Genomic DNA, 14,212 nt, shown 5'->3' with positions numbered 1-14,212 from the left:
TGCTCGTCTACCACTACTACGCGAACAACGGCGCGTCCCGGCTCGGCATCAACCTGCTCGGCTACGACACGGCCGGCTGGCCCTTCGCCTACTAGGAGAGACAGTGCGCAACCGCATCCTGACCGCGGCCGTCACGGCGGCCGTCGCATCCCTCCCGCTGCTGGCCGGGCCCGCCTCCGCCGCGGCCGCGATCACCGTCGCCGCCGACGGATCCGGCGACTACCGCACCATCCAGCAGGCCGTCGCGGCGGCCACCAGCGGCACTGTCATCACCGTCAAGGCCGGCACCTACCAGGGGCAGGTCTCGATCCCGTCCGGCAGGTCCGGCATCACCATCAAGGGCGCCACCGGCACGTCCGGCGACATCGTGATCACCGGGAACGTGTCGCAGGCCGCCGCCGGCAGCGCGGCCGGCAGCGCGACGGTCCTCAACCTGGCGGCGAACACCACGATCACCGGGGTGACGATCGCGAACACGTACGGCTCAGGCAGTCAAGCTCTTGCTCTTTACGCCGGCGGTGACCGGCAGGTCTACCGCAACGTCCGGCTGCTCGGCCGCCAGGACACCTTCCTGTCGTGGGGCGGCACCGGAGGCAAGCAGGTACGGCAGTACGTCTACAAGAGCTACATCGAAGGCGACGTCGACTTCATCTACGGCAACGGCGCGCTGGTCATCGACAGCACCACGATCAAGTCGCTCGACCGGGGCAGCAGCAACAACGGCTACATCACGGCCGCGGCCACCAACAAGGCCAACAAGTACGGCATCCTGATCACCCGGTCGACGCTGACCAGCAGCGCCGCGAGCAGGACCGTCGCGCTCGGCCGCTGCTGGCACGCCGGAGGCTCCGCCGACGCGATCGGCCAGGTCCTGATCCGGGACTCGGCGCTCGGCGGCCACATCCGGCAGGCCGGCGCCTGGCAGGACATGAGCGGCTTCTCCTGGCGGACCTGCCGGTTCAGTGAGTACAACAACACCGGCGCCGGCGCCACCCAGGGCACCGGCGACCGGCCGCAGATCAGCGCGGTGACCGCTGCCGACTACACCGCCCAGAAGTACCTGGCCGGCAGCGACGGCTGGAACCCCGTCCAGTGAACCGGGCCGGGCCCGGACCTCACCCGAGGCCCGGGCCCGGCCGGCGCGCAGAACAGTCGTCCGCGAGGGCGGTGGCCCTGACGGCACCGGTCCGCGCGGCCTATCCGTGGGGGCGGCGCTCGATGGCCTGCAGGGACCAGCTGTTGCCGTCCGGGTCGGTGAAGTGGACGAAGCTGCCCCACGGCTGCGCGTCGACGTCGCTCGCCTCCACGCCGGCCTCGACCAGCTGTTTGCGGGCGGCGTGCGCGTCCGGCACGACCACCTGGATCTCCTGCGTGCCGGGCTGCTTGCGGGTGAGGCCCTCGCCGATCGCGATCGAGCACGCCGAGCCGGGCGGGGTGAGCTGCACGAACCGGAGGCCGGGGTGCACCTGGTGGTCGTGGTCGAGGACGAAGCCGATCCGCTCGTAGAACGCCTTGGCCCGGTCGACGTCAGTGACCGGCACCGGGATGAGTTCGATCTTCCACGTGGCTGTCATACCGTCATCCTGCCGGGAATTGCGGTCACTAACTGACCTCTGCACTGCCGGCGACGTACCCGGAAGGGGTGAACACCTGTCCGGATTGGAGGCAGCTAGGGCAATATGTCTCGACGATGAAGTCTTCATTGCTGACCTTTTCGGTCATTCTCGCGGCAGTTCTGCCGTTCGCCGTCGTCCCGCCCGCGGCGCAGGCGGCGCCGCCCCCGCCGAGCGGCCGCATCTCGCTGGCCACGCTGCGTGAGGCCACCCTGGAGGTGCCGTCGTGGCCGGCGGACGGCCTCCGATGCCCGTCCGGCCGGTTGCGGTTCCATGGCGGCGAGGCGCCGGTGTCGCCGCAGGCCGTGCCCGCCGGCCGGGCGCCGTACGGCGAGTTCCTGACGATCCTGTCCGCCGCCCACGGCGACATCGACCGCGACGGGACCGACGAGACCGTCGCCGTGCTGGGCTGCCTCATCGAGGGCGGCACCAAGCAGATCGTCGCCTACGACAGGAACGCGTCCGGCGCGATCGTCTCGCGGGGGCGGGTGACCGCGACGACCGGCCAGGTCCGCGACCTCCGGGAGAGCAGCGTCCGCGTCGACAGGGCCGGCCGGGTGAGCGTGCGGGTCGCCGACTACCAGCGGTGCTGCGCCGACCGTACCCCGCAGAAATGGCAGACCCGGGGGTACGCGCTGCGTGACGGCCGGTTCCGCCAGGTGAGCGGCCCGACCCGGATGCCGCTGAACCGGCGGGTGACCGAGATCGGTCTCAGCACCGGCGATCTGGTCCTCGGCCCGGTACGGGGCGGCTACCGGTACGGGACCCTCGCCGTGACCGTCGCCCATCGCCGCGGCGCCCACCCCGGGACGATCGCTCTCACCTTCACCGCTCCGGACGGTCTGCAGCGCGCCGCCGGGAAGACCTGGACCGCCGGCTCGTCCAGCGTGCGGCTCACGGCGCCCGCGGCGGGCCGCCGCGTCACCTACCGGTTCGGTTTCCGGCAACCGGCGGCCACCGCGCCGGCCGGCGAACTCACTGTCGACCTGGCCACGGTTCCGCAGACCAGCCAGGCGATCCCGTGGGACGGCTACGCCACCGCCCGGATCAGCTCCGCCCGGCGGATCTGACCTCCCGTTCGACGCGACCACCGAGGTGAAGGCCGGCGAACCATTTCGTGATCCACCGCGTCTGGTGGCTGCCTGCCTTCACTGTCGCGGCGGAACCGGCCGGGCAGGTCGTCCGCCACGGATGATTCACGTGTCCAGCAGGGCCAGGCACTGCCGCGGGTTCTCGACGTGGGCGTTGTGGCCGAGGCCGGGCAGCGTGATCACGGGAACGCCCAGGTGCTTCAGCTGCTCGTCAGTGTTCATCGGGTCGTGTTCGCCGCGGGCCAGGGTGACGGCAGCCGGTGTGCCGTGCGCCAGCGCGGCCATGTCCGGGGCGCCGACGCCGAACGCGCGCGGGTCGAGCGCGAGACGCCACCTGCCGTCCACGTCACGGATCCCGGCCCGTACCGCCGGATCGTCCGGGGTCAGCAGCCCCGCCAGCCCGGACACCCGCAGATGCCGGGCGGCGGCCTCCTCCGCTCTGTCGAACCAGGCGACCGGGCGGTCCGCCAGCGCCCGGGCCCGCCGCAGCTCGTCGTCGCTCCAGGCGACCTTGATGCCGAGCCCGATCACGGCAGTCACGGGGAGCCGGGCGGCGAGCGCGAGAGCCACCACCCCACCGAGCGAATGACCGAGGATGACGGTACGGGTACTGCCGGCGACGATCGGGCGCAGCGCGTCGGCCAGGGCGTCGAACGTGTACTCGGTCAGCGGCGGCGAACCGCCGTGACCCGGCAGGTCCGGTGCCACCCAGCGGCCCGGCCAGTGTTCGGCCAGCTCAGGCCACCAGCCGGACCAGACGTCGCCGGTGGCGCCCAGCCCGTGCAGCAACAGCAGAAGCGGCGCACCGTCACCGCCGGTGTGCACCCGCAGGTTCGACTCCATGCCCGGAGTCTGCCATCCGAGGCCGCTCCACACCGTCCGTCACATGGTGGCGAGGGGATGGGCGGTGGCGGGCGGTCCGGCTCGTCGGGAGAAAGAACGTTCTGGCAGGGACGGGACTTCACTGGCGGGTGTGAGCGCCGGCGAGACGGCGCCACCAGCGGCGTTGCCGCAGCTGTGGCGCGGTGGGCGTATCTGCGGGAACGAGGCCCAGGGTCAGGACCACGCGGGCACCGCCCCACTCGTTCCGGGTGATGGTGAGGCTGCCGCCGGTTTCGGTGGCCAGGCGCTGCGCGATGTCGAGCCCCAGGCCGGTGGAGTTGGCGTCGGAGGCGCCCCGTGCCAGCGCGGCCTCCGGGTCGGCGAACCCGGGACCGGCATCGTCGACGGTCACGGCGGCGAACTCCGGCATCGCGGCCGGATCGGAGGCCACGACGGTACGGGCGGTGACCGTGACCCGGCAGGCGGCGTCCTCGCCGGTGTGGTGGAAGACGTTGCCGAGCAGCACGTCGAGCGCCTCGGTCACCCGGGACCACGCCGCCGCGACGATCACGCCCTCCGGCGGTGTTTCGGCCTGCCACGGCCGGCCCTGGTCCTCGGCGAGGGCGCCCCAGAACGCCGTCCGGTCGGCGACGACCGCCCCCAGGTCGCAGTGCAGGCGCGGGCGGGCCGCCAACGGCCGCCCCGCCTCGCTGATCACGGCGCTGACCTCGGCCTCCAGCCGCCCGACCACGTGGAGTTGCCGTTCCCGGTCGTCGCCGGCCGGCAGCGCCTCGGCGTTCAGGCGCAGCGCGGTCAGGGGCACGCGGAGCCGGTGTGACAGGTTGGCGGCGAGCGCGCGTTCCTTGGCGAGGAGTTCCAGGAACCGGTCGCCGAGCAGGTTCAGCGCGGCCCCGACCTCTTCGATCTCCCGGGGCCCGCTGGGCCGTACCCGAGCGTGCAGTTGCCCTCCCCCGAGGCTGGTGGCGGTGCGTGCCAGGTCGCGGGTGGCGCGGACGATCCGGGCCGCGAGCCGGTCGGCGAGGAACATGCAGAGGCCGACCAGCACGATCGCCTCGCCGAGCAGGACCAGGACGGCGGTGCCGACGCCGGCACGCAGTGAGGTGCCGGGGACGAAGACCTCGATGACGGCGATCAGGTTCTGCGGCAGGGCGACGGGCCGCAGGTAGACGCGGCCGCCGTCGATGGCGATGGTTCCGGCGGTCTGCCGCTGCCGGACCTGGGCGACCGCTCCCGCGCCGGCCCGGGTGACGCCGACGGTGCCGAGGGTGGGCAGGTGGGCGGCGAGTTCGCCGTTCTGGCCGGCCCGGGTGCTCATAATCGAGGTGAGGACCAGGTCGCGGTCGGTGGCGACGACCACGACGGCGGACAGGCCGAGGGCCTGGCGTTCGGCCTCGCGCATGGCCCGGTCCTGGACGGCGCTGTGCACGAGCAGGGCCAGGGGGATCACGAACGCCAGCGCCACCAGCGTGGTGACGGCGAGGGCGACCAGTACGTAGCTTCGTCTCATCGGACCGCTGACCATAGCCGTGCCGGGCGTGCCCCACCAGCGGGGGCACGCCCGGATCGTACGGATCAGAAGGTGAGGGCCCAGGAGTTCAGCGTTCCGGCGCCGCCGCCGGAGTACAGGTCGCGGACCCGCAGCTTCCAGGTGCCGGTGGCCGCCTCCGCGCCGGCGTCGATCGTCGTGCTGAGCTTGACGTCGTCGCCGCTGTCGAACCGGCTGGCCTTCTTGACGGGGTAGGCGGTGCCGTCCGGCGCGATCAGCTGGATCTCCAGGTCGCCGCGGTAGCCGTGGCGGATGTCGACCTCGACCTTCAACGTGGCCGGGGCCTGGCCGGCCCGCTGGACGGTGATCGGCGACTCGATCGCGGAACGGTCCCGGATCGCGAAGTCGAACGTGTTCTCCACCCGGGTCGACGTGGTCCCGGCGGGGGCTTTCACCCCGGTCAGGGACCAGGCGGCGTACGCGGCCACATCGGCGTGCGTGTCCAGGGCGTCGAAGTCGATGTTGCCGGCCCCGTCACAGCGCGAGTGGTAGCAGGGGTCGTACGGCTGCCCCGCCTGCCCGTCCCACTTGGCGGCCTGCGCCGCGCTCATCGTGGGGGCGAGGCTGAGGGTGGCGGTGCCGCCGGTCGGGATGCCGGCCGCCTTGAAGGAGGCGTGGTCGGAGCGGCCGTTGATGTCGGTGCTCTCCGAGGGGATGCCTTCGGCGGTGAATCCGGCCTTGAGCGCGGCGGCGATGGCGGCGCCCCGGGTGTCGTCGCCGTAGACGAAGTAGCCGGGGTTCGGCGAGCCGATCATGTCGAAGTTCAGGTACCCGGTGATCTTGGCGCGTTCGGCGGCGCTGAGCGAGGACACGTACGCCTTGGAACCGACCAGGCCCAGTTCCTCGGCGCCCCACCAGCCGAACCGGATGCCCTTGTCGCCGTTGGCGCCGGAGGCGGCGTAGGCCAGGGCGACCTCCAGGATGCCGGCCGACCCGGAGGCGTTGTCGTTGACACCCGCGCCCTGGGTGACGCTGTCGAGGTGCGCCCCGAGCATGACGACCCGGTTCGGATCGCCACGCCCGGGCAGATCGGCGATCAGGTTGTGACCCGTCTTGCCGCCGTGGGTGAACTGCTGGACGCGAGTGGTGTAGCCGGCCGCGTCCAGGCGCTGCTTGAGGTGATCGAGCGAGGCTTTGTAGCCGGGGCTGCCGTGGGCCCGGTTGCCGTTGTTGGCCTGCGCGATCCGGGCGAACTCGGCGATGTCGGCGCGCAGGGCGGCGCTGTCGATGTCGGCGGCGGCGACCGGAGCCGGCACCGGGGCCGGAGCCGACGTGCTGGGCGACGGCGCGGGTGAGGCGGACGCCGAGGGGGCGGTGGTGGCCGACGGCGCGGTGGAGGGCTGCGGCGCGGTCACCGTGCAGGCGGGGTCGCCCTGCGACGGCACACTGACGGCGTCCCAGGCGGCCTTGACCGCGGCGAACTCGGTGCAGCGGCCCGGGTGCAGCGCGAGGGTGGCGTCCAGGGTGGCCTTGCGGACCTGGGTGTAGGTCCAGCCGGACGTCTTGCGCAGCAGCGCGTGGTAGAAGATCTCGCCGGCCGGCCACAGCCCGATGCCGGTCACCGTGCTCCGGTCACAGGTGGCGCTGGCGGGTTTCCCGGCCGGCGCGGACCCTTCGGAGAGCAGGTAGAACCAGTGGTTGAGCGGGCCGGCCGCGGAGTGCACCTCGGTCGTCGGGATCTTCGAGGACCAGCAGTTCGGGTCGCCGACGGCGGACGGGTTGAACATGTTGCGGATCGGGCCGCGGCCGCTCAGGTTCACCTCCTCGCCGACGAGGAAGTCGGCCGGGTCGTTCGGGTTCGCGGCGAAGTGCTCGGCCAGGGTGCCGAAGATGTCGCCGGTCGCCTCGTTCAGGCCGCCGGTCTCGCTGGTGGTGCCGCGGCTGCCGCCGGGGGTGTGGCAGAAGACGCCGTGGCCCAGCTCGTGCGCGACCACGTCGACGGAGTTGACCTGGCGGGCGCCGTCGCTGGTGCGGCCGTACTTGGTCTGGTCACGGCTGGCGTCACCCGTACCCGCGCAGCTGTAGTAGGCGTTGACGTCGGTGAGCCCGACGTACATCGCCGCGGCGCCGCCCTTGCCGTCGATGCCGTTGCGGTTGAACTTGGCCTTGAGCATGTCCCAGAGGACGCCGCCGGCGTACTGGGTGTCGACGCCACCGGTGGCGATGTCGCTGCCGGCGCCGTTGCCCCATTTGTCGTCGGCGTCGGTGAGGACCTTGCCGGTGGTGTCGTCGAGGGTGCGCATGTTGCCGCGGGCCGGGTCGCGCAGCTCGTAGCCGCCGGCGCCCGCGGTGGTCCCGATCGTGACCTGGCCGCTGTAGTGGCCGGTCCCGGCGCCGCCGGTGATCTCGTCCCAGGATCCGGCGTACCCGCCGGTCCGCGCGTCGACATAGGCGTGGGCCCGGCTGGCGTCGCCCGCGATGACGAACTCCCACACCAGGCGGTCCCGGCCCTCCTCGGCGATGATGCCGAGCTTCGGCACGCCGGTGACCTTTCCGGGGTGTTCGCGCAGCGCGACCTTCTCCGCCTTCGCCGCGGTCACCTTCGGTGTGGTGGCGACCGACACGGCGCCGGTGGTGGCGCCACCCTTGATCGTGCCCTGGGCGTCGGTCACGACGACGACGTCGCCACCGACGAAGACCGGAAGATCCTTATAGGTACGGGAGTAACTCACGTAGTTCAGGCCGCGCGGCGTGGTCGTCACCGCCTGGCGGGTGTACGTGGCGTCCGGTTCCTTCGCGAAACCGGTGGACGCGCCGGTCACGTACTGGTCGGCCGCCGCCGCGGCGCTCGTGGCCCCGCCGTCGGAGAAGTCGGGCTCCGGGATCTCGCCGATGCCCGAGTACCCGGCGCTGTACGCCGCTCCCAGGCCGAGCATGACCACGGTGGCGCTGCTCAACGCGGTGACGCGCAGCGCCTTCCTGCTACGGGAACGCCTCACTGACGATCCTCCCAAGGCTGTTGTCGATCTCTGTACGCCGCGGAAGTCTCGCCGTGTCTGCCTTAAGGGCACCGGAAGGACAGCTATCGGACCGGTAACGGTCGATGCGCTACGAGCCGTACTCCTCGAGGACCTGGGCGGCCGGTCCGCCGCTCCAGTAGGCGGTGATGACCGAGGTGTGACCGGGTCCGGACAGCCGGGCGACGACGACGGTGTCGCTGCGCCGGGCGCCGGTGGCGGTGTAGCCGAGCGCCGGGTCCGCGTCGACGATGTCCACCCGGGCCGCCGAGTAGGCGACGACGATCGACCCGCCGTCGGCGGTGACCCGGTAACGGGGCCGCCGGTCCACCGCCGAGGGCGACGGGCTCGTCGTGGCCGGCGGCGGCGGGGTCGCGGCCGGGCTGGTGGTCACCGTGCGGCTGGGGGTGGCCGGACTGCGCGACGGCTTGGCCCTCGTGGGCGCGGCGGACGACGGGCCGGCGCTGAGGCTGGGGCTGGGCTTCGGGGCGGCCGGGGGCACCGTCTCGTCGAGCCCGAACCGGATCTCGGTGTAACGCCGGTTGACGTCGATGGCGACCGGCGGCTCGTCGGTGAGCGCCGGGGCCACGCCGAGCCGGACACCGAACCAGGACACCCCGACGGCGGTGACCGTCACAGCGAGCCATCCCGCGAGATATCTCCAGCTCCGGATCATCGGCACATTCTGCATGACCGATACGCTGGCGCAATGCCCCAGGTGCTGGTGATCGAGGACGACGCTGACGTCCGGCAGGCAATCGGCCGGTTACTCACGGCTACCGGCCATGACGTCCGGTTGTGCGCGACGGCGCTGGACGGCCTGCGCGAGGTGGCCGCGCGGCCGCCGGACGTCGTGGTCCTCGACCTCGGGCTGCCGGACCTCGACGGGGCGGCGGTGCTGAGCCGGATCCGGGCCGGCTCGCAGGTGCCGATCCTGGTGGCGACCGCCCGGGAGGCGGAGAGCGAGATGATCCGGCTGCTGCGGGCCGGCGCCGACGACTACGTGGTCAAGCCGTACTCGGCCGAGCAGATCGAGGCACGGATCGCGGCGATGCTGCGCCGGGGCCGGGGCGGGCCGGCCGCCGGGCTGACGGTGGGCGGGCTGACCCTGGACCGGCAGGCGCGGACCGCCGCCCTCGACGGGACGGCGCTGCAGCTGTCGCGGCTCGAGTTCGACCTGCTCGCCTACCTGATGGAGCGGGCCGGGACGGTGGTCACCCGGCGTCAGCTGCTCGACGACGTGTGGCCGGAGAGCCGGTCGATGGAGACCGTGGACGTGCACGTGACGTGGCTGCGCCGCAAACTCGGCGAGCGGGCCGCGCAGCCGCGCTACCTGCACACCGTCCGCGGCGTGGGAATCCGCCTGTCAGCGCCGCGAGCCGCCACCCCGTGAGGGATGGCGGCTCGCGGAGGATCAGCCGATCTTGACGTTGAAGATCGGGTTGGCGGCCAGCTTGCGGAACGCGGCCAGGCCGGCCTTGGTGCTGTCGATGCTGATGTCGCGGTTGCCCTGGTCGTCGGCCTTCGTGTCGAAGTGCACGATGGCCTTGATGGCGGGCCGCTTGACCAGCTGCGGCAGGACGCTGTTGTAGACGGCGGACTTGTCGGTGGTCCGGCCGATGCGGTGGTAACCGCCCCACTCGGCGATCATGATCGGCTTGCCGGCGTGCTTGGTGGTCGCCCAGTCGTAGAAGCCGAGGCCGCCGCCCTTGGGCTTACGGTCCAGCAGGTCGGCGAAGAGGCCGTAGTGGTAGTAACCCTTCTCGACCGAGACGTAGGAGTCCAGGCCGATCCAGTCCACGACGTCGTCGCCCGGGTAGAGGTCCTTCCACCAGGACTGCGCCATCCACTTCTCGTTGCCCATGTAGGCGAGCACGTTCACCACGTTGCCGGCGCCCTGGGCGCGCAGCCGCTGGATGGTGTGCCGGTACATGGCGGCGAAGTCCTTGGCCTCCATGCCGGAGCCCTTGCGGGCCACGACGTCGTTCTCCGGCTCGTGGTTGAGAACCAGGAACACCTTCTTGCCGTACGCCTTGATGCGCTTGGCGAAGGCGTCGATGCGCTTGTCCTGCTGCCCCTGGGCGACCTTGGCCCAGTTCGAGCCGTACGCGATCTTCCAGTTCAGCAGCAGCACGCGCGGCTTGGCCGGGTCGTTCGTCATGGCGATCTCGGACTTGGTCGGGAACGGCTCGTCGCCCTTGTGGTACGTGTGGAAGATCGTCGCGGTCCGGCCGCTCAGCTTCTCCCAGTTCTTGTGCTCCAGGTCGCGCGGCTTGCTGGTGAAACCCCCGGCCGCGCCGCCCCAGAGGACGTTGCAGGACGGGACGAGCTTGGCGTCGGTGGTGCAGGTCCTGGTCGCCGCAGCGGCCGCGGCCGGCGCCACGACGGTGGTGACACTGGCGATTACGGCGGTCAGAGCTGTCAGGAACATCGGCAGCTTGGCACGTCGCAAAAAATCTCTCCCCCGTTTTGTCCGGCGCATTTCCGCCGGGCATGGGAAAGAGATTCCAGGGCGGGGGTTGCGGCTCCAGTGCCCGTACCGGTGCCACCCGGTTGCGGGTTTCCGGGGACCGGGAGGGGCGGTCCGCGGCGATCACCGTTACGGTCGAGGGCATGTCCGCCAATGCTTTGATCATGTACGCGACCAGCAACGACGGCATCACCCTGCGTGCCGCGCTATCCGGGGAACTGGATCTCCGGGACGCCGACGAGGTGCGTGACAACCTCACGGCGGCCGCGCAGGCGTCCGCCTACCGGGCGCTGGAGATCGACGTCTCGAACGTGACCCTGATCGACTCGTACGCGCTCGGCGCCCTGGTCAGTGTCCGCAACGCGGCCGCCGGCGCCGGGATCACGGTGACCCTGATCAACCCGTCGCCGCCGGTGCTGAAGGCGATCCAGGTGACCGGTTTGTCGGAGGTATTCGGGCTGCCGCCGCTGACCTGACCGGGCCGTCGGGAAGGCGTCAATGCGGGCCGCCTCCCGCGGCGCGGGCATAGCCTGGCATGAACACGGCCGGCTTCGATGACCCGTCCCGCGCGGAGGCGGACACCATGACAGTTTTCACGGCGAGCGACGTGGTTCATCCGGTCGACGCGGAGGCGCGCCGGAGTCTGGAGTCCATGCAGGGGCTCCAGAGCGCGGTGACGGCCTATCACCGGGTCTACAGCGAGCGCCTGGTCCGCAGCGCACAGCTGGCGGACCAGCTGCGCCTGGGGCCGCGGCAGTTGCCGGAGATCTACCGGCTGATGCCGCCCGTCTGCGAGGCCTTCGGGATCGCCGAACCGGAGCTGTTTCTGACGATGGGCCCGGTCAACGCGTTCACCATCGGCCATTCCCGGACGTCCATCACGCTCTACAGCGAACTGCTGGAGTACCTGACCCTCGACGAGATCGAGGCGGTGCTCGCCCACGAATGCGGGCACATCCTCTGCCAGCACATGCTCTACCACTCGATGGGCGAGATCGTCCGGATGGCGATCCGGCTCGGCGGGATCACCGCCGTCCCGTTCGGGCAGGCGCTGGCCCAGCTCGTCGCCGGCCCGCTCCGGGTCGCCCTGGCGGTGTGGCGGCGCAAGAGCGAACTGTCCGCCGATCGGGCGGCGGCGGCCTACCTGGGCAGCCCGGACGCGATGACCCGGGTGATGTTCCGGTTCGCCGGTATCCGCAAGGACTCCCGGTACACGTACGACGTCGGTCTCTTCGAGGCCCAGGCGCTCGAGTTCGAGACGCTTCGGGAACAGCGCTGGGACCGCCTCCTGCAGTGGCAGGTCGGCCAGTCGTCGACGCATCCGCTGCTCGCCATGCGGGTCCGGGAGATCCAGAACTGGGCGGGAACCCCGGCGTTCGCCCGGCTGGCGGCCCTGGCCGAGGGCATCCGGACAGCGCCCCGCTGCGGGGCTTGCGGCAAGCGGGTGGAACCGCACTGGCGGCACTGCGGATCCTGCGGCAGCGAGCGTCAGGCCGCCCCGGCCTCGGCCACATCGGCGGAGTGAGTCATGGGCGTCTTCAAGAGCGAACGCCGGTTCTGGACCGACGAGACCGACCTGTCCCCTGTCGTCGAGACCCTCATGGCCCATTTCCGCGGGAAGGGTTACGAGGTCGTGTCGGTGGAGACGGGCGCCGGGGCGACCGACATCGACATCACCCGCACCGGCGTGTTCCGGACGGTCTCCGGGATGCGCATGGCGTTGAAGGTGCGGCTCGATCCCGAACCGGGATGTGTGGTGGCCCGGGCCGGGGTGGGCGTGTTCGGTCAGCAGGCGCTGCCCACCGTGATCACCTATTTCGTGTTCTGGCCGTTGATCATCACCCAGATCTGGGGTGTGGTGCGGGCGGCGAAACTCGACAACGAGGCCCTGGCGATCATCGAGCAGGCGCTGGCCGCACCCGCGCCGTCCCGGGTGGCCTTCGCCTCGCCGCGCAAACACTGCCGGAAGTGCGACAGCCCGTGGAGTGGGGACGCGTTCTGCACCGTCTGCGGGACGCCGTGGCCGCCGGCGTGACGGGTCAGGCCACGCCTGGCAGGTTGTCCACGGTGCGCAGGTTGTTCAGCATGGCGGCCAGCGCGGCGGCCCCCTCCCCCGCGAACTGCGGGATCCCGTCGCCCAGGTCCACGTGGGTGGGCGGGCGGCCGGGGACGGCGGACACCGCGTGGAAGGTACGGGCCGCCAGCACCGGGTAGGGCAGCGCCGCCGCGATCACGCCCCGGTCTTTGGCCAGCCAGTACAGCGCCGACTGGGTGAACAGCGCGGCCGCGCCGCCGGGCAGGGGCATCAGGGCGAGGGTCTGTTCGCCGTCCGAGACGGCGCCGGCCTTGCGGACCGCCCGCTCCAGCCGGGTACGGACCGGCGGCTGGACCTGCAGGCCCGGAATGGTGCCGGCATGCCTGCGGATCACCATGAGCGGGACGTACGCCTTCGGGTCCACGGCCTGCGGCGACCGCTGCTTGCGGGCGAGCATCCCGTACGCCGTCCGGCGCCACCCGGAGAGCACCGGCGGCGCGGCGCCGTCCGGTGGCGCCGGCAGCTCCGGGTGCGGGTTGCGGGCCAGCTCCGGGTTCCCCGATCCGCCCTGCCACAGCGGCTTCGCGTTCCCCGCGCCCAACTGGCCCAGGCTGTACTCGTACAGGTCGATGAAGGTGATGTGCTCGGTGCCGGGCCGGGCCGCCTCGCCGCGCAGCCCGCGGATCAGGCAGCCGGTGAACGGGCTCGTCTCGGTGAGCGACGCGGCGTCACTCGCCGACTGCTTCGCCGGGCACGCCATCAGCACGAACCGGCCCTGACCCCGCAGTACGAGGGTCGGGTCCAGGCTGTCGTCGAACGCGCCCGCGGCGCAGCAGTCGAGGATGACGACGATCGCCCCCGCCGGGCTGTGGCCTATCATCGCGTCGATCTCGGTGGTCCCGACCGCATGCGACCGCAGAGACAGGCGCGAGTCGAGCGCGGAGAGACGCAGCAGCCCGTCCGCGTCGCGATAGCCGTGCCCGCTGTAGTAGAGCAGCACCAGGTCGGTGCTCGCCGCGTCGTTGAGCAGTTCCTCGATGGCCGCGCAGATCTCGTCGGCGCGGCAGTCCGTCCGCTGTTCGACGTCGCCCGGCTCGAACAGCGCGGCGGGGCCGGCGGTCAGCGCGTCGGCCAGGCACATGACGTCGTTGTGCGGTCCGTTCAGCTCGGGGAGGGAGTCCGGGTCCTCCGGGAAACGCCGATTCCCGATGAGCAGCGCCCGGTATCGCGCGGCTGTCACCCGGCCGCCTCGAACCGCGCCATGATCTGAGCGACGAACCGGTCGACGACGGCGTCGTCGATGCCGGTCGCGGCCAGGACGAGCGAGGTCTCCTTGCCGTCGATCGTGCAGCTCACCTCCAGGCGGCGGGTCTCGTCCCGGGTCAGCCAGCCCTGAACGCACTGGAAGAACCCGTTGAAGGCGCCGGCCGACGCGAGAGCGATCAGGACGGTCTCCACGACCCCCTTGTCGCCAGGCGCCGGCACGGCCACCCGGTCGACTCGGCCCACGCCGCGCAGGGAGTTGAGGAGCTGCCGCTCCTCGCGCTCCCACGCCGGCTTTCCGGTGTCGTACTTCTCGCTGAAGGGAATCAGCTTCAGCATCAGGTCTGCGGTCATCGCTCCTCCGGCGGAAGGTCGTCGGCGCCCGGGCCCGAAG

General features: G+C 71.7%; 14 protein-coding genes. 6 read left to right on the top strand and 8 right to left on the bottom strand.

The features are described from left to right. Nucleotides 1-103: 103 nt before the first annotated feature. Nucleotides 104-1,096, top strand: coding sequence for a pectinesterase family protein (locus tag ACZ3II_RS41175; RefSeq protein WP_465525870.1), 993 nt, complete (start codon nt 104-106; stop codon nt 1,094-1,096). Between the two features lie 100 nt (nt 1,097-1,196). Here the strand turns inward: ACZ3II_RS41175 and ACZ3II_RS41170 are convergent, their stop codons facing one another. Continuing rightward, on the bottom strand, nt 1,197-1,574 hold the full coding sequence (locus tag ACZ3II_RS41170; protein ID WP_465525868.1) for a VOC family protein: 378 nt from the start codon (nt 1,572-1,574) through the stop codon (nt 1,197-1,199). Nucleotides 1,575-1,702: 128 nt separating this feature from the next. On the opposite strand from ACZ3II_RS41170, the gene ACZ3II_RS41165 reads away from it, so the two are divergent. After that, on the top strand, nt 1,703-2,683 hold the full coding sequence (locus tag ACZ3II_RS41165) for a hypothetical protein (protein WP_465525866.1): 981 nt from the start codon (nt 1,703-1,705) through the stop codon (nt 2,681-2,683). Between the two features lie 126 nt (nt 2,684-2,809). Here the strand turns inward: ACZ3II_RS41165 and ACZ3II_RS41160 are convergent, their stop codons facing one another. From ACZ3II_RS41160 to ACZ3II_RS41145, 4 genes are all read right to left on the bottom strand, one after another. Beyond that, nucleotides 2,810-3,547 (bottom strand): alpha/beta fold hydrolase, encoded by a 738-nt coding sequence (locus tag ACZ3II_RS41160; protein ID WP_465525864.1) that lies wholly within the window; start codon nt 3,545-3,547, stop codon nt 2,810-2,812. 118 nt (nt 3,548-3,665) lie between these two features. Next, nucleotides 3,666-5,054 (bottom strand): HAMP domain-containing sensor histidine kinase, encoded by a 1,389-nt coding sequence (locus ACZ3II_RS41155; RefSeq protein ID WP_465525862.1) that lies wholly within the window; start codon nt 5,052-5,054, stop codon nt 3,666-3,668. A 65-nt stretch (nt 5,055-5,119) separates the two neighbouring features. Further along, complete coding sequence (locus ACZ3II_RS41150; protein WP_465525876.1) at nt 5,120-7,969, bottom strand: M28 family peptidase; 2,850 nt, start codon at nt 7,967-7,969, stop codon at nt 5,120-5,122. Nucleotides 7,970-8,141: 172 nt separating this feature from the next. Continuing rightward, complete coding sequence (locus tag ACZ3II_RS41145) at nt 8,142-8,741, bottom strand: hypothetical protein (RefSeq protein WP_465525860.1); 600 nt, start codon at nt 8,739-8,741, stop codon at nt 8,142-8,144. A 27-nt stretch (nt 8,742-8,768) separates the two neighbouring features. Between ACZ3II_RS41145 and ACZ3II_RS41140 the strand changes: the two genes are divergently transcribed. Continuing rightward, a complete protein-coding gene (locus ACZ3II_RS41140; RefSeq protein WP_465525874.1) occupies nt 8,769-9,443 on the top strand; it encodes a response regulator transcription factor in 675 nt (224 codons plus the stop codon). 21 nt (nt 9,444-9,464) lie between these two features. Here ACZ3II_RS41140 and ACZ3II_RS41135 read toward each other — a convergent pair whose 3' ends face one another. Continuing rightward, nucleotides 9,465-10,502: a glycoside hydrolase family 26 protein gene (locus ACZ3II_RS41135; RefSeq protein ID WP_465525858.1), complete on the bottom strand. Its 1,038-nt coding sequence runs from the start codon at nt 10,500-10,502 to the stop codon at nt 9,465-9,467. A gap of 161 nt (nt 10,503-10,663) precedes the next feature. Between ACZ3II_RS41135 and ACZ3II_RS41130 the strand changes: the two genes are divergently transcribed. From ACZ3II_RS41130 to ACZ3II_RS41120, 3 genes are all read left to right on the top strand, one after another. Further along, the gene (locus ACZ3II_RS41130; protein WP_465525856.1) at nt 10,664-10,996 is read left to right on the top strand and encodes an STAS domain-containing protein; all 333 of its coding nucleotides are present in this window, start codon (nt 10,664-10,666) and stop codon (nt 10,994-10,996) included. A gap of 107 nt (nt 10,997-11,103) precedes the next feature. Next, the gene (locus ACZ3II_RS41125; RefSeq protein WP_465525854.1) at nt 11,104-12,045 is read left to right on the top strand and encodes a M48 family metallopeptidase; all 942 of its coding nucleotides are present in this window, start codon (nt 11,104-11,106) and stop codon (nt 12,043-12,045) included. A 3-nt stretch (nt 12,046-12,048) separates the two neighbouring features. Then, nucleotides 12,049-12,555, top strand: a complete 507-nt coding sequence (locus ACZ3II_RS41120; protein WP_465525853.1) for a hypothetical protein — start codon at nt 12,049-12,051, stop codon at nt 12,553-12,555. A gap of 4 nt (nt 12,556-12,559) precedes the next feature. On the opposite strand, the gene ACZ3II_RS41115 is transcribed toward ACZ3II_RS41120, so the two are convergent. Then, nucleotides 12,560-13,795: a caspase family protein gene (locus tag ACZ3II_RS41115; protein WP_465525851.1), complete on the bottom strand. Its 1,236-nt coding sequence runs from the start codon at nt 13,793-13,795 to the stop codon at nt 12,560-12,562. Then, nucleotides 13,792-14,172, bottom strand: coding sequence for an effector-associated constant component EACC1 (locus ACZ3II_RS41110; protein WP_465525849.1), 381 nt, complete (start codon nt 14,170-14,172; stop codon nt 13,792-13,794). Before ACZ3II_RS41110 ends, ACZ3II_RS41115 begins: the two co-directional genes overlap by 4 nt. Between the last annotated feature and the right edge of the window lie 40 nt (nt 14,173-14,212).

The organism is Actinoplanes sp. NPDC019969, from assembly GCF_055562375.1.
Note: the sequence above shows the minus strand (reverse complement) of the source record. Positions and strands in the feature narration are given on the sequence as shown.

Coding starts and splice junctions, on each gene's coding strand:
- ACZ3II_RS41170 (WP_465525868.1), bottom strand. CDS start 1,574: ATGACAGCCACGTGGAAGATCGAACTCATCCCGGTGCCGGTCACTGAC.
- ACZ3II_RS41160 (WP_465525864.1), bottom strand. CDS start 3,547: ATGGAGTCGAACCTGCGGGTGCACACCGGCGGTGACGGTGCGCCGCTT.
- ACZ3II_RS41155 (WP_465525862.1), bottom strand. CDS start 5,054: ATGAGACGAAGCTACGTACTGGTCGCCCTCGCCGTCACCACGCTGGTG.
- ACZ3II_RS41150 (WP_465525876.1), bottom strand. CDS start 7,969: ATGCTCGGCCTGGGAGCGGCGTACAGCGCCGGGTACTCGGGCATCGGC.
- ACZ3II_RS41145 (WP_465525860.1), bottom strand. CDS start 8,741: ATGCAGAATGTGCCGATGATCCGGAGCTGGAGATATCTCGCGGGATGG.
- ACZ3II_RS41130 (WP_465525856.1), top strand. CDS start 10,664: ATGTCCGCCAATGCTTTGATCATGTACGCGACCAGCAACGACGGCATC.
- ACZ3II_RS41125 (WP_465525854.1), top strand. CDS start 11,104: ATGACAGTTTTCACGGCGAGCGACGTGGTTCATCCGGTCGACGCGGAG.
- ACZ3II_RS41120 (WP_465525853.1), top strand. CDS start 12,049: ATGGGCGTCTTCAAGAGCGAACGCCGGTTCTGGACCGACGAGACCGAC.
- ACZ3II_RS41110 (WP_465525849.1), bottom strand. CDS start 14,172: ATGACCGCAGACCTGATGCTGAAGCTGATTCCCTTCAGCGAGAAGTAC.